We start from the raw sequence: 17,851 nt of genomic DNA on the forward strand, positions 1-17,851 counted from the left end.
ATAGAGTGCCGGTGCGCTCTTAGGGAGAGCGCGCCATTCGCGGGACGAGCGGGCGAACTTGTCTGACCTGCCGGTCGTGAGGCCGGCGTAACCGAAACGGGAGGCTCCACATGGATAATGTGGTTAAGTCCTTGTCCGTAGAGCGGGCGCGCAGCCCCTCCGCAGACAAGTTCATCATCACCCAGCCGACGCAAGCCGAGGCCGAGGAGGCCGTGCGCACGCTGATCCGCTGGGCCGGCGACGATCCGTCGCGGGAAGGCCTGCTCGACACGCCCCAGCGCGTCGCCAAGGCCTATCGCGAGTTCTACAAGGGCTATCGCGAGGATGCCCATGACATGCTCGAGCGCGTCTTCGAGGAGGTCGACGGCTACAAGGACATGGTCCTGGTCCGCGACATCCCGTTCTATTCGCATTGCGAGCACCACATGGTGCCCTTCGTCGGCAAGGTCCATATCGGCTACTATCCGAACGGTGGCGTGGTCGGTCTGTCGAAGCTCGCCCGCGTCGTCGATGTCTATGCGCGGCGATTGCAGACGCAGGAGACGATGACGGCGCAGATCGCCAAGGCAATCGAGCGGACGCTGAAGCCCGGCGGCGTCGCCGTCCTCGTCGAGGCCGAGCACATGTGCATGTCGATGCGCGGCGTGCAGAAGCAGGGCTCGTCGACGATGACGACGCAGTACACCGGCCGCTTCCGCGATCCCGCCGAGCAGGTGCGCTTCTTCACCATGGTGAAGTCGCCGGCGCTGTGATCCACCCAAGAGGCGCGTCATGCTCGGGCTTGCCCCGAGCATCTCAGCCCGGATGAGGCTGTGATGGCGCCTTCTCGTCCTGAGATTCCCGGGCCGGCGCTCTGCGCCGCCCGGGAATGACGGCAAGCCTCCCGCGCCCTATATGGCAGCGTGCCAATCCTTCAGGATCCCGACATGACCGCCTTCCCCACCCTTTCCAGCAAGGCCGAGATTGAGGAGGGCGCCGTCCTCGCGCCCAAGTTCGATCGCGACGGGCTCGTCACCTGCGTCACCACCGACGCGGCGACCGGCGAGGTGCTCATGGTCGCGCATATGAACGCCGAATCGCTGCGCCGGAGCATCGAGACCGGCGAAGCCTGGTACTGGTCGCGCTCCCGTCAGGCGCTCTGGCGCAAGGGCGAGACTTCCGGCCAGCTCCAGAGCATCGTCGAGATGCGGGTCGACTGCGATCAGGACGCGATCTGGATCAAGGTCAATGTCGGCGGCGACGGTGGCTGCTGCCACACCGGCCGCCACAGCTGCTTCTATCGGGTTAAGCCGGTCGGTACCGCTGCCGATGGGCCATTGGCCTTCTGAACCGGGGATGCCTGCTTCGTTGGCAATCCTTTCACCAAGCTTTCATGTTTCCTTCAAAAGCGACTGATAGCCGCCTAGGGTCCCGGCGCCGTTCATCTTTCGCTCATCGGCTCGCGTGATCCTGAATCCCCCGCGGAGGGATCGCGCCGATGAGACTGGAGAACATCGCCAGGCGGGCCTTTGGACTAGGCGGCGGCGGAGCAGCGATGAACGATCTCGTTTCCGAACCCGCCCCGCGTCTCAGCCGGCCGAGGATCGGCCTGGCGCTCGGCGGCGGCGCCGCGCGCGGCTGGGCGCATATCGGCGTCCTCGATGTCCTCACCGAGGCGGGCTACGCGCCCGAAGTGATCGCCGGCACCTCGATCGGCGCGGTGGTCGGCGGCTGCTACGCCGCCGGCAAGCTCGAGCCGCTGCGGGAATTCGCGCTCGGCCTGACCAAGCGCCGCGTCGTCGGCCTGATGGATTTCCATCTCGGTGGCGCCGGGCTGATCGCCGGAAGCCGGCTGAAGCGCCTGCTCGAGCGCGACCTTGCCGGGCTACATATCAGCGACCTGAATCAGACCTACGCCGCCGTCGCGACCGAACTCGGCACCGGCCATGAGATCTGGCTGACGCGCGGCTCGCTGGTCGATGCGCTGCGCGCCTCCTATGCGCTGCCTGGCGTGTTCGACCCGGTGAAGCTCGGCGGCCGCTGGCTGATGGACGGGGCGCTGGTCAACCCGGTGCCGGTCACGGTGGCGCGCGCGCTCGGCGCCGACGTCGTGCTCTGCGTCAATCTGAACAGCGACATGACCGGCCGCGGCACGGTGATCCAGTCCTATGGCGCCGATCCCGACCCGGAGCCTGCGGTCGAGCAGCGCCCGGCCACCGGCTGGTTCGGTGGCATGCGCGAGCGCATGCGCGGCATCGTCGGCAAGGCCAATCACGATCAGCAGCCGGGACTTGCCGGCGTGATGGTCGACGCCTTCAACATCACCCAGGACCGGATTTCGCGCTCGCGTCTCGCCGGCGATCCGCCGGATGTGATGATCGGTCCCAAGCTCGGTCGCGTCGGCCTGTTCGACTTCCATCGCGCCGACGAGGCGATCGCCCTCGGCCGGCAGGCAGCCGAGCGCGCGCTGGACGAGATCGCCGCGATCGTCGCGGCCAATCACCTGCCGCTGAACTAGCGGCAAAGGGCCGATCTAACGCTCTATCCGTCATGGTCGGGCTTGTCCCGACCATCCACGTCTTCGCTTGTCCAGACCTGTGTTCAAGACGTGGATGCTCGCCACAAGGGCGAGCATGACGGCGATGAAGCCTCACGCCATCGCGATGTAGTCGCGCATCGCCCGGCTCTCGGCCTCGATCTCGGCGACACGATGCTTGACCACGTCGCCGATCGAGACGATGCCGGCGATCCGGCCGCTATCGACCACCGGCACGTGCCGGAAGCGGCCCGAAGTCATGATCTCCATCAATTCGTCGACGCTGGTATCCGGCCGGCAGGTCACGACCTTGCCGGTCATCGCCCGCGACACCGGGGTCTCCAGCGCGGCGGCACCGTCCGTGCCCAGGGCCTTGATGATGTCGCGCTCGGACAGGATGCCGAGCAGGCCGCCATCGGCCCCGGTCACGACCACGGCACCGATCCGTCTCTCGGCCAGGGTCCGGGCCGCCTCGCCGAGTGTCCGGTGCGGCTGCACCGAGACCACTTCCCCCCCCTTGCTGCCGAGAATATGAGCGACGTTCATCGACTTCTCCTCCGACGATAGCGGCGCCGTTGGCCGGCGCACGTTTATGGGTTGCGACGAGAGCAGCGCCGGGGGCCAACGGACCATGACGTCCGCGGCGCGACGCCACGCTGGACTGAGTCCAATGTGAGCGAAGTCTGAGGCGACGGCAAGGCGATTGCGGCCCGAACCCTGCCCGCTCCGGTTGCGGTCAGCGCCGGACCGGCCCGCGATCGAGCAGCGGGAACAGCAGCAGCCCGGCGAGGAAGCCACCGATATGCGCCTCCCAGGCGATGCTGGTCTCTTCGCCCATGATGGGGATCAGCCCGGCCCCGAACAGGATGTTGGTGACGAACCAGATCACCACGAACAGCATCGCCCGCGAATTGCGCCAGAGGCCGCCGAGCGGCTCGGCCGGGATGGCGCGCACCACCTCGTCATGACCAAGCCCGCCGAAATGCACGCCGGGGGAGAAAACAAAGCGGATCGCTGCCGCCGTCGCGCCCGAGACACCGGCCGAGGCCCCGACCAGCGGCAGGACATCGAGCTCGCGCGACCACCAGTGCAGCAGCGCGCCGGCAATGGTCGAGAGCGCCATCAGCAGCAGGAAGCGCACGCTCCCCAGCCGGCGCGCCACCGGGCTGCCGAAGGCCGCCAGCCAGACGACGTTTGAGATCAGGTGCAGCCAGGACCCGTGCAGCAGCCCGTAGCTCAGCAGCGTCCAGGGCTGCCCGCCATCCGCCAGAAGCAGGCGCACGAGCTGCAGGCGCTGGACGAAGTCGGGCGTGGCGGACGCTCCAAGCGCCTGCGACACCTCCTGCAATCGCTCCGGCGCGAACCACAGCGTCAACCGTGCCGGCACGAAGGCGAGCCAGGAGACCAGGAGAAAATCGTCCTGCGCGCTGAGCAGTTCACGCGCGCCCTGGATCAACGCCAGCGCCGCGATCAGCCAGACCACGGCGGACGGCAGGTTGAACACCGGCTCGCGGGCCGGAGGACCGTGGGGATCGTCTGGATTCACCGACATCAGGCCCTCACTGGCGCATCGGCCTATGGCAGGCAACAGAAAAGGGGAGAGCCGTTGCTCTCCCCCTTTCCTCCCCGGCCGGTCACGCCCCCGCGCCCCCCGCCATTCCGGTAAGCCACGGGCACTTGGCACGGGCTCGAATTCGACAGCGGTTTTATGCGGCATTTTAGGCATCTTCCACAAGCTTAACCCTTGCTTAACCTTAACGCTCCCTGCCGCCTCGCCCTGTCCGGGTCGCGTGGCAAGACGGCATGCGTGCTGCGTCTCACCGATTCGCAAGGACCCGACAGTCCCCACCTCGAACGAATGCGCTCCGATTTGACACGCCTTCGCACGATCAGGGACAGCGCAGACCGGACTGGACAGAATATGAAGAACCCGAGCACCCGCCTGGTTTTCGACTACTGGGATACGCTGCGCGGCGAACGGAGCGCCCCCGAACGGGGCGAGATCGAGCCGGGCGCGCTTCGCCATGCGCTCGCCGACACCTTCGTGCTCGAGAACGAGCCGATCGGGCCGGTCTTCCGCCTGGCCGGGACGCGACTCTGCGCCCTGTTCGGACGCGAGCTGCGGGGCCGTGCCTTCGCTGCACTCTGGCCCGAGGTCGAGGCGCAAGGCGACATGCGCCGCCTCGTCCAGACGGTGATGGACGAGAGCGCCGGTGCCGTCGCTGGACTTTCAGCCCAGACCGAGAACGGCGCGAGCATCCACCTCGAACTACTGCTGCTGCCGCTGCGCTATCGTGGCCGCACCCATGCCCGCATCCTCGGCGCGCTCTCGCCTGCCCTCTCGCCGGACTGGCTCGGCCTCGACACGCTCGCTTCGATGCGGATGATTTCGCTCAGGATGATCTGGCCCGATGGCCGCGCCTTGCGCCCCACCGAGCCGTCGGCCCAGGACAAGCGGCCGAAACTGATGCTTCTCCCTGGTGGCCGGATCTGAGGTTATACTAACCAGCTCTTAACCCGCAGGCCGCTAGCATGGCCCTGTTAGGAACAAGGTCTGTGATGCTGACGGCGCCCCAAAATCAAAGAACGGGCTCGGTCCCGGTCGAGCGCCGGCGCCATCAGCGTATGAAGGTCGTCCTGCTCGGGCGCTACATGCTGCCGAGCCGCATGGAATACCCCTGCCAGACCACCGACATCTCGCCTGGCGGCCTGCATATGGTCGCGCCGGCGAAGCCCGCGATCGGCGATCGCGTCATCGTCTATCTCGAGCATCTCGGCCGCATCGAGGGGACTGCGGTACGCACCACCCCCGCCGGTTTCGCGATGACGATCACCGCGACCAGCCGCAAGCGCGAGAAGTTCACCGCGCAGCTGACCTGGCTCGCCAATCGGGACGAACTCGGCCTGCCCGAGGACCGTCGCCACGAACGCATCGTGCCGCGCAACCCGCGCTGCATCCTGACGCTGGAAGACGGCAGCGAGCACGCCGTGCGGCTGATCGACTTCTCGCTGTCGGGAGCGGCCTTCGCCAGCGACTACCAGTTCGAAATGGGCGCGGCGGTCAGGCTCGGCGGCACTGCGGCCACGATCGTGCGGCGCTTCGACGGCGGGTACGCCGCGCAGTTCCGCATGCCGCTCTCGGCCGACGCGCTCGACGAGAATCTCGAGCTCTGAGCGCGGACCAGCGCGCTTCTTCTTCCCGTTGAACGCCCGTTCCGGGTCGGCTGCGCGCGGCCGCCATGAGGGCAACCGGGTCGGCTCATCACATGCAGCCTTTTGACAAAGCTCTCCGGCTGATCTCAGCGCGGAGCTGAAAACCCGTGCGGGCCTCCAGAAGACCCGCGACGGATGAAGCGCGCGCAGAACCCCTCTCCCGGATGGGAGAGGGACAGGGGTGAGGGACCGCCGCTGATCATTGAAACGAGGCAATGCCGCTCCTCCGCCTTCTGCACATAGGGCAGGCCCTCATCCCTGCCCTTCTCCCACACGGGAGAAGGGTTCCCCGCGCCCTTCATCCACGCTCAAGGCCAGCCACTCGGCTGAGCGAGCCCGCATGGTTAAGAGACTGGATGGTTAAGGAAATCCATGGTTAAGGATTTCTGATACGAGCGCTGAAAATTCTTACCCTCGGTTTTATACCTGATTTTCTGTAAGTACTTTTGCGTTCTATAGGCTCGATTTCAGTAAAATTGTCCGCTTTCATTTCAAGCGATCTCTACAGCCCAAGAGCATGGTCGTTCCCGGGACAGGAAAGGGGACGACATGTTTTCGAGTTTCCGGGGATTTCGCGGCCTGGCGGCTGCTACGATCATCACTCTTGCCGGCGTGACCGGCGCTCAGGCGCAGCAGAGCGCCAACCTGCCGGTCGCCAGCGCGCCGATCGTCGCCGGCGGTGACGCCCGTGCACCTTATGCCTGGACGGATTTCTGCAAGCGCAGCCCGAGCGAGTGCGCCGTCGACACCCGCGAGGCCGAGCAGGTCGAGCTGACGCCGAAGCTGTGGAAGCTGATCGTCGCGGCCAACCTCAAGGCCAATCGCGAGATCGAAGCGATCACCGACCAGGACCATTGGGGCGTGGTCGATCGCTGGGATATCCCGACCGACGGCAAGGGCGACTGCGAGGACTATGTCCTGCTGAAGCGCCTGCGCCTCGCCGAAGCCGGCCTGCCGCGCCGCGCCATGCGCGTTACCGTCGTGATCGACGAGGAGAATGCCGGCCACGCCGTGCTGATGATCCGCACCGACCGCGGCGACTTCATCCTCGACAACAAGCGCAATGCGATCCTGCCGTGGAGCCAGACCGGCTACACCTACGTCAAGCGTGAATCCCAGGCCCGTACCGGCTGGGCCTCGCTCGGCGGCCTCTCGACCTCGACGGTGGCATCGCTGCGCTGAATGAGACAACGCGCCGGGCGGGGACGAAACCCGGCGCGAATACCAGACCGGCGAAGTCTAGACGGGCTTCGCCACCAGACGACGAGTCCGGTCACGTCCCCACCCACCCGTCCCCGACCGGGCACGTCCAGGGCCGGCTCCTTCCCCGGGAGCCGGCCCGCTTCGTTTTCAGGAACCGGCGAACGGTTCGGAGTGGTCAGTCGATCCGCTTCATGCCCTTGGCGAACTGCTTCCAGCGCGCGGAATAGCCGGCAGCCGAAGCGCGCAGGCCCGCAGCCGCAGCCTCGTCGAGCGTGCGGATCGCGCGGGCCGGCGAGCCGACGATCAGCGAATTGTCCGGGAATTCCTTGCCCTCGGTCACCAGCGCATTGGCGCCGACCAGGCAGTTCCGGCCGATCTTCACATGGTTGAGCACGGTCGCACCCATGCCGATCAGGCTGTTCTCGCCGATGATGCAGCCATGCAGGATGGCGCGATGGCCGATGGTGCAGCCAGCGCCGATCCTGAGCGGCGCGCCCATGTCGGTGTGGAGGACGCAGCCTTCCTGGATGTTGGAGGCCTCGCCGATCTCGATCCACTCATTGTCGCCGCGTAGAACGGCGCCGAACCAGATCCCGACATCCTTCGCCAGCCGGACCCTGCCGATGACATGTGCGTCGGGCGCGAGCCACCACTGCCCTTCCGGCGGCGTTTCGGGCGAGGTTCCGTCGAGTGAGTAGAGCGGCATGGCATCCTCCAGGGCTTTTCAGCCCGAGGATTGCAGGGCCAGCGCCCCAGCCGTCAAGCCGCTCCGAGCACCATCAGCAGGTCGAGCACGACCCGGCCGCTGATCAGGCTCCAGAGCGCGGCGATCATGCTCGCCGCCATGACGAAGAAGAAGGGCCGCCCTTCGATCCGCCGGCCGCGCACGGTGTTGCGCAGGATCAGGAAGGGCGCGCAGAACACCACCACCGGCACGCTCGCCACAGCGCCGACGCCACCGCTCTGCAGCAGCTCGAAGCCGGCGCGCTTGTGTGTGAACAATTCGAAGGCGCTCGCCAGCAGGCCGGCGAAAGCGAAACCGAGAACCAGTGATTTCAGGGCCTCGACGGCGGAGGGTTCGAGCGTCACGGGCGCGGCTTCCAGCAGGTTGCCGGCGAACCATGACTCAAGGTCGCTCGACGCGGAAGCGAAGCTTTAACCAATGGTTAACCACGCCGGCCCCGACATGGTTTACGGGGCGTTAAGACGGCTCTGGTTGAGTGGCCAGACAGGGCCGCGCGCCGGTCCAGGGACGAATCCGATGAGCCTCTACGCCGCGCCCGACCAGAACCAGCCGCTCGCCAGCGCCACCGATGTCGCGGCACTGATCCGCAACCATCTGAAGCGTCGCCCAGCGCCCGTGCTGCCCCGCGGCGATCGGGTGCTGTTGCGGCTTGCGGCGGCGATCGTCGTTCTTGGGCTCGGCGGCACCGGCCTTGCCCTGCTCGCCACCCGCCCCAACCCCGACGCCGGAACAGAATTGCAGCCGGCGAGAGTCGGCGACGTCGTGCTGGCGATCCCGGCGAACCTGACCGGCGCGGATGGCGAGGACGGCCGCCTAGTCGGCATGGCGCGCCTGCGCCTCGACTGGCCGAGCCTTGGCCCGGTCACGCCCGAGAACCGGCAGCGGCTGCTGGTGACCTTGAGCCCACCCGACAAGGTCAACGAGCCGGCGACGCAGTTGTCGACCTATGCCCGCTTCCTGACGCCAACCGTCTGGTCGAATCCGGGCGGGCTGGTGGTGCGCGGCTTCCGCAAGGGCTCGCCCTATGAGGGCGACGAGCTCTATGTCTCGGTGCCGGACGGGCGCGGCTTTGCGGCACGCTGCCCGGTCGAGATCGCCCATAGCGGCCTCGACGAACCCTGCCGCGTGACCTTTCGCCATCGCGGCGTCGATGTGAACATACGCTTCCCGCGCGCCATCGTCGCCGACTGGCAGGTGATGCTCGGCGGCGTGCGCCGCACCATCGACGGGCTGATGCGCTGAGCGCCTGAGCCCTCAGTCCTCGAGATCGACGTCGAGGATCGCCATGGTGAAGTTGAACGAGCGATCGCCGTCCTCGTCATCGACATGGATGATGCCGATGAACTCGTCGGCGAGGTAGACCTCGGCCGAATCGGTCTTCTTCAGCCGCGCACGCACGCTGATATTGTGGTTGGCGAAGGTGCGACGGAGATAGGCTTCGAGCTTGGCGAGTTCGGTCTTGTCCACGGTGACGATCCTTATGTGTGGCGCGGACGGATGCCATGCGCAGGCCGCGAGGGCAAGGACGAAGGCGATCCGACCAACAATGCATGGCTCCCGCGCTTTGCGGCGCTGACGCGGCGCCGGCAGCCGTGCCAAGCTTCGGCTCCCGCCCTGCTCGACGATGGATTTCCCGATGAAGCCATGGCTGCCTGCCGCGCTCGACTATGTCGCAAGCTGGCTCGAATTCCAGCGCCGCTTCCACGACCAGCCCGGTTGCGCGGTCGCGATCGCCGATGGCGGCGAGATCGTGCTCGAGGCCGCCTTCGGCAGTGCCGACTTGTCGACCGGCGAGGCGCTGACGCCGCGCCATGGCTTCCGCATCGCCTCGCATTCGAAGAGCTTCACCGCTGCCGGTACCCTGCGCCTCGTCGAACAGGGTCGCCTGCGCCTCGACGACAAGGCCGGCGCCCATGTCGAGGGGCTGCATCCCGAGGTCGCGGCGGTGACGCTGACGCAGCTTCTCTCCAACAGCGCCGGTCTCCTGCGCGACGGCGTCGATTGCGGCCAGTTCTTCGATCGCAAGCCCTATCTGCGCAAGGACGAGTTGCTGGCAGATCTCGCTAGGCCCCCGGTCTTCTCCGCCTCGCAGCGCCTCAAATACTCCAATCACGGCTTCGGCCTGCTTGGCCTCGTCATCGAGGCGGTGACGGGCGAGCCCTATGCCGACTGGATCGCTCGCGAGATCGTCGCGCCCGCCGGGCTGAAGGAGACCAAGCCCGACATCACGCTCTGGAACGGGCCGATGGCGAAGGGCCATAGCGGCACGCAGCCGCTCGGCCGGCGCGTGGTGATCCCGGCCGACAATCCCGGCAACGCCATGGTCTCGGCCGCCGGCTTCGTCGCGACTGCGGCCGACATCGCCCGCTACATCGCCCAGCTCTCGCCGAAGGCTGAAGCTAGTGTCCTGTCGGCGCTCAGCCGCCGCGAGATGACGCGCCGGCTCTGGCCCGACGCCGAGAGCAGCCTCGGCCGATATTACGGGCTCGGCACCATTTCCGGCGGCGGTGACGACTGGGACTGGGTCGGCCATTCCGGCGGCTTCCAGGGCTTCATCACCCGCACCGTCACCGTGCCGGAACAGGGCCTCACCGTCTCGGTGCTGACCAATGCCATCGACGGTCTCGCCCACCCCTGGCTCGACGGCGTGATCCAGATCTTCAGGACCTTTGCCGAGCACGGCGCACCGACGGCGGCGACCGAGCGCTGGCGCAAGCGCCTCTGGACGATCTGGGGCGCCGGCGATCTCGTCCCGGCCGGGGGCAAGGTGCTGATGGCCAATCCGGCGCTGTTCACCCCGTTCTTCGACGCCGGCGAGATCGTGCCGGAGACCGAGGATCAAGGCCGCATCATCAAGGCCTCGGCCTTCGCCAGCCCGGGCGAGCCGGCGCGCCTCGTCCGCAATGCGGCGGGCGAGATCGAGGAGGCCTGGCTCGGTGCCGCGCAGGTGATCGGGGAAGAGGCGCTGAAGGCCGAGATGCTGGAACGCTATCGCAGCTGAAGCGCGTCACCTCCCCCTCTCCCCTTGCGGGAGAAGGTGGTCCGAAGGGCCGGATGAGAGGTCGCTCGACGCTCCGTCATGCTCGCCCTTGTGGCGAGCATCCACGTCTTGAACACCGCATTCGCCGAAAGAAGACGTGGATGGTCGGGACAAGCCCGACCATGACGATGAAGCGTTGCGCGACCCCTCACCCTAACCCTCTCCCGCAAGGGGAGAGGGGATCTGTCGTGCGCCTCACCTCACATAGTGCAACCGGCCAAACCTCCGGCGGAAGGCTGTCACGTCGCTGGCGATCGCCTCGTCCGGACGCGCGCCCGACAGGCCGTCCGCAATGAAGCCCGCAAGTTCCGGCATGTGCTCGGGCTTCATGCCGAAGCGGACGATCTCGGGCGTGCCGAGCCGCAGGCCATTGACGTCGCCTTCGACTTCCGCGATCGGCAGGCCGATGCCGCAGCTCAGGATGTTGACGGCACGCAGCCGCTTCGCTGCCGCCTGCCCGCCGCCATAGGGCGCGGCCTCGATCGCGAACTGATGCGAAGTGGTCATGCCGCGATCGCGCGCGAAGACCGGGACCTGCCGCTCCGCCAGAGCCTCGGCGAGCGCTTTGGCGGTCGCTGCCATCATCGCGGCGTAGTCGCGGCCGAACTCCTGCCAGTCCATCATGGTGATCGCCAGCGCCGCCGACTTGGCCGCATCGAAATTGGCGGTGAGGCCGGGATAAGCGATGGCGTCGAGCTTCTCGGCAAGGCCCGCGTCGTTGGTGACGATCAGGCCGGAGGGCGGGCCGCCGAGGCTCTTATAGGTGCTCATCGTCATGACGTGAGCGCCCTCCTCCAGCGGCTGCTGCCAGCCATGGCCCGCGATCATGCCGGAGAGATGGGCGGCGTCGAACAGCACGATCGCGCCGACCTCGTCGGCGATGGTGCGGATTTCGCGGATCGGATGCGGGAACAGGTTGAGGCTGCCGCCAATGCTGATGACCTTCGGCTTCAGCCGCAGCGCATCCTCGCGCAGCTTAGCGACATCGACGGTGTAGCCGTCGGCATCGATCGGGGCCGGATGGGTGACGACGCCATAGAGCCCGGCGGCACCGGCGCCGTGATGGGTGACATGGCCGCCGATCGCGGGCGGCGGGGCGATCACGACGTCGCCGGGCCTGGCCGCCGCCATGAAGACGTAGAGATTGGCGATCGCACCGGAGGGCACGCGGATCTCGGCATAGGACGCTCCGAAGACCTGCGCGGCGAGCTCTGCCGCCATCACCTCGATCTGCTCGATCGCCTCGAGACCCATCTCGTATTTGTCGCCGGGATAGCCGAGCGAGGGCCGCGTTCCCAGCCCCTGCCCCAGCACCGCCTCGGCGCGCGGGTTCATCACATTGGTCGCGGGGTTGAGGTTGACGCAGTCGCGCTCATGGATGGTGCGGTTCTCGGCGACGAGATCGGCGAGCCTGGCCTCACGCGCCGCGCGATCCTGGCCGGCAACCTCGCCGGCGATCCGGAGTACGTAATCCTCGCTCGCCGCCGGCACCCAACCGCGCCGCACCAGTTTCACCGTCATCGCCATCCCTCGCCGAGCCTTGTTTCGTCAGGCCATTGCAGCGATTTGCCGACGCGAACGCAAACCAGTTATCGTCGCCGGCAGGCCTAGAAAATCTAGGCCTGGAACCTCGTGCCGCCCATGCCCGTCAGACCGCCCCGCCCACCCTTGCCACCGCTCAATGCGTTGCGCGCCTTCGAGGCGGCGGCGCGGCTGGGCAGCTTTTCACGCGCGGCCGAGGAGATCGGCGTGACACAAGGCGCCATCGCCCAGCAGGTTCGGCATCTCGAAACTTTTCTCGGGCTGACCTTGTTCAGGCGATTGCCGCAGGGCGTCGCGCTGACCGAGGCCGCGCAGGAAGCCCGACCGCGGCTCAGCGCCGCCTTCGATGCGCTCGCCCTGACCGTGCAGGAGCTCAAGGCGAGCCATGCCGGCCGGGCGCTCGCCATCGCCGCCCTGCCCTGCATCGCCCAGCTCTGGCTGTCGCCGCGCCTGCCGGCGCTGCAGCAGGCCTTCCCGGGGCTGCCGATCTCGATCAGCGCCATGGAGGAGCCACCGACGGGCCGGCATGACAGTTTCGACCTCGCTTTGTTCTACCTCGCCCGGCCGCCCGCCGACGCACTCGCCTTCGACGAAGACAGCCTGCTCCCGGTCTGCGCCCCGGCGCTCGCCCGCGCATTACGGACTCCTGCCGACCTCGTTGGCCAGACCCTGCTGCACGATGCCGTCTGGCGCAGCGACTGGGCGCGCTGGCTGCGCCATGCCGACATTGGCGCAGCCGACCCCAGCCGCGGCCCGTCCTATTCGCTCTATGCGCTGGCGCTCGATGCCGCGCTCGGCGGCGGTGGTGTCCTGATCGGCCGCAAAAGCCTGGTTGCGCCCTACCTTGCGGACGGGCGCCTCGTCGCACCCTTCGCAAATGAACTCAGGAGCGGCGATCGTCTGACCATGCTGTTCCCGCCGGCCGGCAAGCCGCATCCGCGGCGGGCCGAGGTCGTCGCCTGGCTGGAAGCCAACGCCTGATCCGCCCGTTGGCCAGCGGTGCACGCCATGGCTGAAGGATGATGCAGCAGGAGCGGGCGAGTCGGTAGGGATCGCCTCCGCGATCTGTTACCTTGCGGAACAGGCGATCCTCCCGTGAAGCACACACGGCGGTGCCGACGGCCAGTATCGCAATTGACGACATTTGCTCCGGACGACTGCCATGAAAGCTGTCGGACGCTGTCTGATCGCGGGCGCTGCCGCGCTCGTGTCATCCCTGCCTCTTGAAGTCCGGGCGCGCGACGAGACGATCGAGCGCCTGCGCCTCGGCTCGGGCTTCGAAATCGTCATCGGTGAAAGGCAACCCGATCCGGGAGGGCGGCTGCTGGAAGCCCTTGCGATCTGGGTTGGTGCGAAGCTTGGGCAGCTGGTTCCCAATTCATTGCCGAGGCTCGTCTTCAAGCCGGCTGGCCAAATCGCCGTGTTACGGTTCAAGCAATATGCGTCCGAAATGGTGCAGCAACAGGATCAGCCAAACATCATCTCGATCTACGATGCGCGCGAGAACATCATCTATCTGAGGGACACATGGAGCGGCGCGACGGCAGCCGATCTGTCTGTCCTGGTCCACGAACTGGTTCATCACTTTCAGGAAGTGCACCAGACAAAGTTCGAATGCGACGCAGCGCGCGAGGCCAAAGCCTTTGAACTACAGGAAAAATGGCTGAGACTGTTCGGGGAATCACTCGAAGAGGATTTCCAGATCGATCCGTTCACACTTCTGGTCCGGACATCCTGCGCGATGTGAGATCGGCGTTTTCCGCGTCGGGGCGCTGACATCGGCCGGATCACAGCCCGGCGCTGGAGGGTCATCCCCTGCCGAATCCCGATGAGGTCGAGGCCTCGGCGGCAACCTGTCAAAAACGAAAAGGGGCGGCATTTCTGCCGCCCCTCTGAACGAATGTTCTGTCCGACGCCGATCAGCGCTTCGAGAACTGGAAGCTGCGGCGGGCCTTGGCCTTGCCGAACTTCTTGCGCTCGACGACACGCGAGTCGCGGGTCAGGAAGCCTTCCTTCTTGAGCGGGCTGCGCAGCTCCGGCTCGTAGAAGGTCAGGGCCTTCGAGATGCCGTGACGGACCGCGCCGGCCTGGCCGGAGAGGCCGCCGCCCTTGACCGTGACGACGACGTCGTACTGGGTCATGCGATCGACCAGCATCAGCGGCTGCTGCAGGATCAGGCGCAGCACCGGACGGGCGAAGTAGACTTCCTGGTCACGGGTGTTGACCGTGATCTTGCCGGAGCCCGGCTTGATCCAGACGCGGGCGATGGCGTTCTTGCGCTTGCCGGTGGCATAGGCGCGGCCCTGCGCGTCGACCTTCTTGACGTGGACGGGAGCCTCGGGCTGGACGCCCTTGGCGACCTGGCCGAGCTGCTCGAGAGACTGGAGAACCTCGGCCATGGTCAGACCCTCGCGTTCTTGCGGTTGAGTGCCGCGACGTCGAGCGCCTCGGGCGACTGGGCGGCGTGCGGGTGCTCGGCGCCCTTGTAGACGCGCAGATTGCCGAGGATCTGGCGGAAGAGCGGGCCGCGCGGCAGCATGCGCTCGACAGCCTTCTCGACGACGCGCTCCGGGAAGCGGCCTTCGAGCAGGAACTTGGCGGAACGCTCCTTGATGCCACCCGGGAAACCGGTGTGGTGGTAATAGACCTTCTGGTCGCGCTTGCGACCGGTCAGCACCACCTTCTCGGCGTTGATGACGATGATGTTGTCGCCGCAGTCGACATGCGGGGTGTAGGCGGCCTTGTGCTTGCCGCGCAGACGCATCGCCACCAGGGAGGCGAGACGGCCGACGACGAGCCCGGAGGCGTCGATCACAACCCACTTCTTCTCGACATCGGCGGGCTTGAGCGAGATGGTCTTCATCGCGGCACCCTTCGGCTGCTTGAAAAAAGGACAAGCCGCCGGCAGGCCGGCGGCGGTGTGGGCGCTGGATAGGCGGCTACCCTTGCTATGTCAAGCGAAGATAATGCGCGACTTTGACGAAAAACGCATTGTTTTCAGCATCGTGCGCGAAACGGTATCAGGATACCGTAATTATCTCTCGGCGGGGATCGAATAGGTCCCCGTCGCGTGGCAGACCATCTCGCTCTCGCCTTGCGAATAAAGGCAGACCTCGCCGACGGCGAGGCGCTTGCCAAGCTTGAGCAGCTTCGCTTCGCCGATCATCGCCGCCTGCCCCGGCTTGCGCAGGAAGTTGTAGTTGAGGCTCGTCGTCACCGCGAGCCCGACCGGGCCGATCTGGGCGAGGATCGCGACATAGAGGGCGAGATCGGCGAGCGCCATCATGGTCGGCCCCGAGATCGTGCCACCCGGCCGCAAATGCTTCTCATGGTAGTCGCAGCGCATGCGGGCGAAGAGCGGTCCGACCTCCTCGACGAAATAGGTGCGGCCGCCATAGTGGAGCTGCGGGAAGACCTGATCGAGATAGGCCTCGATCTCGGCGGCGCTCATGCGGGTCGTCATCGTGCGGAAAACCAAGGGCTGATCGGACGTTAGCCCCCTTGCAGCACGGCACCCGGCTTCCGACAATAGGACAAACAGCGAAAGGCCTGTTGCCATGAACGCCCATGCCAGAGCGCAGATCCTGCTGCGCGAGGATGCCGACGGCACCGCGACGCTGACCTTGAACCGGCCCGAAGCGCGCAACCCGCTGAGCGAGGCGATGCTGACCGCCCTGTCGGAGACGCTCGCCGCGATCGCGAACGACCGCAGCGTCCGCGCCGTGGTGCTGGCCGCCGCCGGCCCGGTCTTCTGCGCCGGGCACGACCTCAAGGAGATGAGCGCGCGCCGGGCCGATCCCGATCGCGGCCGCGTCTATTTCGCCGATATTCTCGGGCGCTGCTCGGGCGTGATGCAGCAGATCACCGCCCTGCCCCAGCCGGTCATCGCCGCGGTCGAAGGCACGGCGACCGCCGCCGGCTGCCAGCTCGTCGCGACCTGCGATCTCGCCGTCGCCGGCGAAGGCGCGCGCTTCTGCACGCCGGGGGTCCATATCGGCCTGTTCTGCTCGACGCCGATGGTCGCGCTCTCGCGCAATCTCTCAGCCAAGCATGCGATGGAGATGCTGCTGCTCGGCGAGATGGTGCCGGCGCAGGAGGCCGCCCGCATGGGCCTGGTCAACCGCGTCGTTCCCGCCGGCGAGGCGCTGACCGAAGCGAAGCGGCTCGCGGCGGTGATCGCCTCGAAATCGGCGGCGACGGTCAAGATCGGCAAGCGCGCCTTCTACGAGCAGCGCGAGATGGGGCTGAAGGCGGCCTATGACCATGCCTCCGCGGTGATGGTCGAGAACATGCTGGCACGCGATGCCGAGGAAGGCATCGGCGCATTCATGGAAAAGCGTCAGCCGGACTGGCGCCATAGCTGAAAGGGCGGACTCGCCCGAGAACGGGTCCGCCGCTAACGATGGGCGCCTAAACGCCGATGGCTATCCGGTCAGAAGCCGAAGAGCGGGATCGGTTCGTTGTCCGTCCGCACCGGCTCGGCTTCGGGCTTTGCAGCCCGCTGCGCCTGCTCATCCGCCGGCAATTGCAGCACGGTCACCGTCTGGCCTTCCGAGAGGTTGGTCAGCAGCACGATCTGGCCATTGGGCAATTCGATCGCGTCGTGATGGGCATAGGGCTTGTCGAGATCGACCTGGCGGAAGCGCGCCACCGTCGCCGCCAGCCGGCGATGCGGCAGGAAGCCGATCGCCCTGTCGCATTCGATCTCGGACGCAAAGGCCAGTTCCGTGCCGGGCAGGACACAGACCGCGACACTCGGCTCGCCAGCAGCGCAGAAGCCCCTGGTGCTCGATCCGATGAAGCTGGTGGTCTTGAGGACGTCGCCGACTTTGGCAGGAGTCGACATTACATGGTGCAGACTGTAGTCGCACATGGCAGGCCTCCTCGCTGAAGAAGAAGACTGGGATCGCCCCTCGGTCTTCAGCAAAGCAAACCAGCGTGGCGAAGCTGTGTTCCGGGTGCCGACGCCACTGGCAACGCAGGGCGGAAAGGCCTTGTAATTCGTTCTATTCGCTGGGAATTTAGCTCCGTGAATCACGACGCTTACGACGATGCGCTGATTCGCCGCATCCTGCGCGAGGTGAAGAGCATCGCGCTGGTCGGCGCTTCCGCCAACGAGGCGCGGCCGAGCTGGATCGTCACCAAGTATTTGCTCGATCGCGGCTATGACGTGATCCCGGTCAATCCCGGCCTCGCGGGGCAGACGCTGCTGGGCAAGACGGTCTACGGCTCGCTGAAGGATATCCCGCAGCCGATCGACATGGTCGAGATCTTCCGCAACTCGGAAGCGGCCGGGCCGATCACCGACGAGGCGCTTGGCCTCGAGCCGCTGCCCAAGGTGATCTGGATGCAGCTCTCGGTGCGCAATGACGAGGCCGCAGCGAAGGCCGAAGCCAGAGGCGTCACCGTGATTATGAACCGCTGCCCGAAGATCGAATATGGCCGGCTCTCCGGCGAGATCGGCTGGCAGGGCATCAATTCGCGCATTCTCTCGGCGAAGAAGCCGGTGCTCGCCGGCAAGGGCTTCCAGAAGCTGACGATCAACCGGCCGGGGACCTGAGGCGCACGAAGCCCCTTCCCCGCCGGCGGGCGA

22 protein-coding genes are annotated in these 17,851 nt (G+C 66.7%); 12 read left to right on the forward strand and 10 right to left on the reverse strand.

All coding sequences use genetic code 11. The annotated features are described in order from the left end of the window. Window positions 1–110: 110 nt before the first annotated feature. The 3 genes from folE (at window position 111) to ACWIGM_RS00795 (ending at window position 2,497) form a co-directional block, all read left to right on the forward strand. Window positions 111–752: a GTP cyclohydrolase I FolE gene (gene folE, locus ACWIGM_RS00785; protein ID WP_454024020.1), complete on the forward strand. Its 642-nt coding sequence runs from the start codon at window positions 111–113 to the stop codon at window positions 750–752. 174 nt (window positions 753–926) lie between these two features. Beyond that, a complete protein-coding gene (gene hisI / locus ACWIGM_RS00790) occupies window positions 927–1,328 on the forward strand; it encodes a phosphoribosyl-AMP cyclohydrolase (RefSeq protein ID WP_454024021.1) in 402 nt (133 codons plus the stop codon). 206 nt (window positions 1,329–1,534) lie between these two features. Continuing rightward, on the forward strand, window positions 1,535–2,497 hold the full coding sequence (locus ACWIGM_RS00795) for a patatin-like phospholipase family protein (protein WP_454024022.1): 963 nt from the start codon (window positions 1,535–1,537) through the stop codon (window positions 2,495–2,497). Window positions 2,498–2,629: 132 nt separating this feature from the next. Here ACWIGM_RS00795 and ACWIGM_RS00800 read toward each other — a convergent pair whose 3' ends face one another. Next, entirely contained in the window at window positions 2,630–3,061 is a 432-nt protein-coding gene (locus ACWIGM_RS00800) for a CBS domain-containing protein (protein ID WP_454024023.1), read from the reverse strand. 190 nt (window positions 3,062–3,251) lie between these two features. Next, complete coding sequence (locus ACWIGM_RS00805) at window positions 3,252–4,067, reverse strand: rhomboid family intramembrane serine protease (protein ID WP_454024024.1); 816 nt, start codon at window positions 4,065–4,067, stop codon at window positions 3,252–3,254. A 369-nt stretch (window positions 4,068–4,436) separates the two neighbouring features. On the opposite strand from ACWIGM_RS00805, the gene ACWIGM_RS00810 reads away from it, so the two are divergent. The 3 genes from ACWIGM_RS00810 to ACWIGM_RS00820 all read left to right on the forward strand — a co-directional run bounded on the left by ACWIGM_RS00810 (window position 4,437) and on the right by ACWIGM_RS00820 (window position 6,910). Further along, window positions 4,437–5,009, forward strand: a complete 573-nt coding sequence (locus ACWIGM_RS00810) for a PAS domain-containing protein (RefSeq protein ID WP_454024025.1) — start codon at window positions 4,437–4,439, stop codon at window positions 5,007–5,009. A 65-nt stretch (window positions 5,010–5,074) separates the two neighbouring features. After that, entirely contained in the window at window positions 5,075–5,689 is a 615-nt protein-coding gene (locus ACWIGM_RS00815; protein WP_454024026.1) for a PilZ domain-containing protein, read from the forward strand. A 588-nt stretch (window positions 5,690–6,277) separates the two neighbouring features. Further along, complete coding sequence (locus tag ACWIGM_RS00820; protein ID WP_454024027.1) at window positions 6,278–6,910, forward strand: transglutaminase-like cysteine peptidase; 633 nt, start codon at window positions 6,278–6,280, stop codon at window positions 6,908–6,910. Window positions 6,911–7,106: 196 nt separating this feature from the next. On the opposite strand, the gene ACWIGM_RS00825 is transcribed toward ACWIGM_RS00820, so the two are convergent. Further along, the gene (locus tag ACWIGM_RS00825; protein ID WP_454024028.1) at window positions 7,107–7,637 is read right to left on the reverse strand and encodes a gamma carbonic anhydrase family protein; all 531 of its coding nucleotides are present in this window, start codon (window positions 7,635–7,637) and stop codon (window positions 7,107–7,109) included. Between the two features lie 53 nt (window positions 7,638–7,690). Further along, window positions 7,691–8,020: a DUF6949 family protein gene (locus ACWIGM_RS00830; RefSeq protein WP_454024029.1), complete on the reverse strand. Its 330-nt coding sequence runs from the start codon at window positions 8,018–8,020 to the stop codon at window positions 7,691–7,693. Window positions 8,021–8,192: 172 nt separating this feature from the next. Between ACWIGM_RS00830 and ACWIGM_RS00835 the strand changes: the two genes are divergently transcribed. Continuing rightward, window positions 8,193–8,918, forward strand: a complete 726-nt coding sequence (locus ACWIGM_RS00835) for a hypothetical protein (protein WP_454024030.1) — start codon at window positions 8,193–8,195, stop codon at window positions 8,916–8,918. Between the two features lie 12 nt (window positions 8,919–8,930). On the opposite strand, the gene ACWIGM_RS00840 is transcribed toward ACWIGM_RS00835, so the two are convergent. Continuing rightward, window positions 8,931–9,143: a DUF3126 family protein gene (locus tag ACWIGM_RS00840; protein ID WP_057192263.1), complete on the reverse strand. Its 213-nt coding sequence runs from the start codon at window positions 9,141–9,143 to the stop codon at window positions 8,931–8,933. A 169-nt stretch (window positions 9,144–9,312) separates the two neighbouring features. On the opposite strand from ACWIGM_RS00840, the gene ACWIGM_RS00845 reads away from it, so the two are divergent. Then, complete coding sequence (locus tag ACWIGM_RS00845; protein ID WP_454024031.1) at window positions 9,313–10,677, forward strand: serine hydrolase domain-containing protein; 1,365 nt, start codon at window positions 9,313–9,315, stop codon at window positions 10,675–10,677. Between the two features lie 234 nt (window positions 10,678–10,911). Here ACWIGM_RS00845 and ACWIGM_RS00850 read toward each other — a convergent pair whose 3' ends face one another. Next, window positions 10,912–12,237, reverse strand: a complete 1,326-nt coding sequence (locus ACWIGM_RS00850; RefSeq protein WP_454024032.1) for a serine hydroxymethyltransferase — start codon at window positions 12,235–12,237, stop codon at window positions 10,912–10,914. Window positions 12,238–12,357: 120 nt separating this feature from the next. Between ACWIGM_RS00850 and ACWIGM_RS00855 the strand changes: the two genes are divergently transcribed. Continuing rightward, window positions 12,358–13,239: a LysR substrate-binding domain-containing protein gene (locus ACWIGM_RS00855; protein WP_454024033.1), complete on the forward strand. Its 882-nt coding sequence runs from the start codon at window positions 12,358–12,360 to the stop codon at window positions 13,237–13,239. A 181-nt stretch (window positions 13,240–13,420) separates the two neighbouring features. Next, a complete protein-coding gene (locus ACWIGM_RS00860) occupies window positions 13,421–14,005 on the forward strand; it encodes a DUF6647 family protein (protein WP_454024034.1) in 585 nt (194 codons plus the stop codon). A gap of 172 nt (window positions 14,006–14,177) precedes the next feature. Here ACWIGM_RS00860 and rpsI read toward each other — a convergent pair whose 3' ends face one another. The 3 genes from rpsI to ACWIGM_RS00875 all read right to left on the reverse strand — a co-directional run bounded on the left by rpsI (window position 14,178) and on the right by ACWIGM_RS00875 (window position 15,709). Then, on the reverse strand, window positions 14,178–14,657 hold the full coding sequence (gene rpsI, locus ACWIGM_RS00865) for a 30S ribosomal protein S9 (RefSeq protein WP_454024035.1): 480 nt from the start codon (window positions 14,655–14,657) through the stop codon (window positions 14,178–14,180). Between the two features lie 2 nt (window positions 14,658–14,659). Continuing rightward, the gene (rplM, locus tag ACWIGM_RS00870) at window positions 14,660–15,121 is read right to left on the reverse strand and encodes a 50S ribosomal protein L13 (protein WP_454024036.1); all 462 of its coding nucleotides are present in this window, start codon (window positions 15,119–15,121) and stop codon (window positions 14,660–14,662) included. Window positions 15,122–15,292: 171 nt separating this feature from the next. Beyond that, entirely contained in the window at window positions 15,293–15,709 is a 417-nt protein-coding gene (locus tag ACWIGM_RS00875) for a PaaI family thioesterase (protein ID WP_454024037.1), read from the reverse strand. Window positions 15,710–15,815: 106 nt separating this feature from the next. On the opposite strand from ACWIGM_RS00875, the gene ACWIGM_RS00880 reads away from it, so the two are divergent. Beyond that, window positions 15,816–16,622 (forward strand): enoyl-CoA hydratase, encoded by an 807-nt coding sequence (locus ACWIGM_RS00880; protein WP_454024038.1) that lies wholly within the window; start codon window positions 15,816–15,818, stop codon window positions 16,620–16,622. 68 nt (window positions 16,623–16,690) lie between these two features. Here the strand turns inward: ACWIGM_RS00880 and ACWIGM_RS00885 are convergent, their stop codons facing one another. Continuing rightward, window positions 16,691–17,131, reverse strand: coding sequence for a hypothetical protein (locus ACWIGM_RS00885; RefSeq protein ID WP_454024039.1), 441 nt, complete (start codon window positions 17,129–17,131; stop codon window positions 16,691–16,693). Between the two features lie 156 nt (window positions 17,132–17,287). Here ACWIGM_RS00885 and ACWIGM_RS00890 point away from each other — a divergent pair, with 156 nt between their 5' ends. After that, window positions 17,288–17,818, forward strand: coding sequence for a CoA-binding protein (locus ACWIGM_RS00890; protein WP_454024040.1), 531 nt, complete (start codon window positions 17,288–17,290; stop codon window positions 17,816–17,818). Window positions 17,819–17,851 lie beyond the last annotated feature (33 nt).

The sequence above is a fragment of the Allobosea sp. NPDC055332 genome (assembly GCF_053645455.1).

Coding starts and splice junctions, on each gene's coding strand:
- rpsI (WP_454024035.1), bottom strand. CDS start 14,657: ATGGCCGAGGTTCTCCAGTCTCTCGAGCAGCTCGGCCAGGTCGCCAAG.
- ACWIGM_RS00875 (WP_454024037.1), bottom strand. CDS start 15,709: ATGAGCGCCGCCGAGATCGAGGCCTATCTCGATCAGGTCTTCCCGCAG.
- ACWIGM_RS00845 (WP_454024031.1), top strand. CDS start 9,313: ATGAAGCCATGGCTGCCTGCCGCGCTCGACTATGTCGCAAGCTGGCTC.
- folE (WP_454024020.1), top strand. CDS start 111: ATGGATAATGTGGTTAAGTCCTTGTCCGTAGAGCGGGCGCGCAGCCCC.
- ACWIGM_RS00850 (WP_454024032.1), bottom strand. CDS start 12,237: ATGACGGTGAAACTGGTGCGGCGCGGTTGGGTGCCGGCGGCGAGCGAG.
- ACWIGM_RS00880 (WP_454024038.1), top strand. CDS start 15,816: ATGAACGCCCATGCCAGAGCGCAGATCCTGCTGCGCGAGGATGCCGAC.
- hisI (WP_454024021.1), top strand. CDS start 927: ATGACCGCCTTCCCCACCCTTTCCAGCAAGGCCGAGATTGAGGAGGGC.
- ACWIGM_RS00805 (WP_454024024.1), bottom strand. CDS start 4,067: ATGTCGGTGAATCCAGACGATCCCCACGGTCCTCCGGCCCGCGAGCCG.
- ACWIGM_RS00885 (WP_454024039.1), bottom strand. CDS start 17,131: ATGTGCGACTACAGTCTGCACCATGTAATGTCGACTCCTGCCAAAGTC.
- ACWIGM_RS00835 (WP_454024030.1), top strand. CDS start 8,193: ATGAGCCTCTACGCCGCGCCCGACCAGAACCAGCCGCTCGCCAGCGCC.
- rplM (WP_454024036.1), bottom strand. CDS start 15,121: ATGAAGACCATCTCGCTCAAGCCCGCCGATGTCGAGAAGAAGTGGGTT.
- ACWIGM_RS00855 (WP_454024033.1), top strand. CDS start 12,358: ATGCCCGTCAGACCGCCCCGCCCACCCTTGCCACCGCTCAATGCGTTG.
- ACWIGM_RS00815 (WP_454024026.1), top strand. CDS start 5,075: ATGCTGACGGCGCCCCAAAATCAAAGAACGGGCTCGGTCCCGGTCGAG.
- ACWIGM_RS00800 (WP_454024023.1), bottom strand. CDS start 3,061: ATGAACGTCGCTCATATTCTCGGCAGCAAGGGGGGGGAAGTGGTCTCG.
- ACWIGM_RS00860 (WP_454024034.1), top strand. CDS start 13,421: ATGAAAGCTGTCGGACGCTGTCTGATCGCGGGCGCTGCCGCGCTCGTG.
- ACWIGM_RS00795 (WP_454024022.1), top strand. CDS start 1,535: ATGAACGATCTCGTTTCCGAACCCGCCCCGCGTCTCAGCCGGCCGAGG.
- ACWIGM_RS00810 (WP_454024025.1), top strand. CDS start 4,437: ATGAAGAACCCGAGCACCCGCCTGGTTTTCGACTACTGGGATACGCTG.
- ACWIGM_RS00825 (WP_454024028.1), bottom strand. CDS start 7,637: ATGCCGCTCTACTCACTCGACGGAACCTCGCCCGAAACGCCGCCGGAA.
- ACWIGM_RS00820 (WP_454024027.1), top strand. CDS start 6,278: ATGTTTTCGAGTTTCCGGGGATTTCGCGGCCTGGCGGCTGCTACGATC.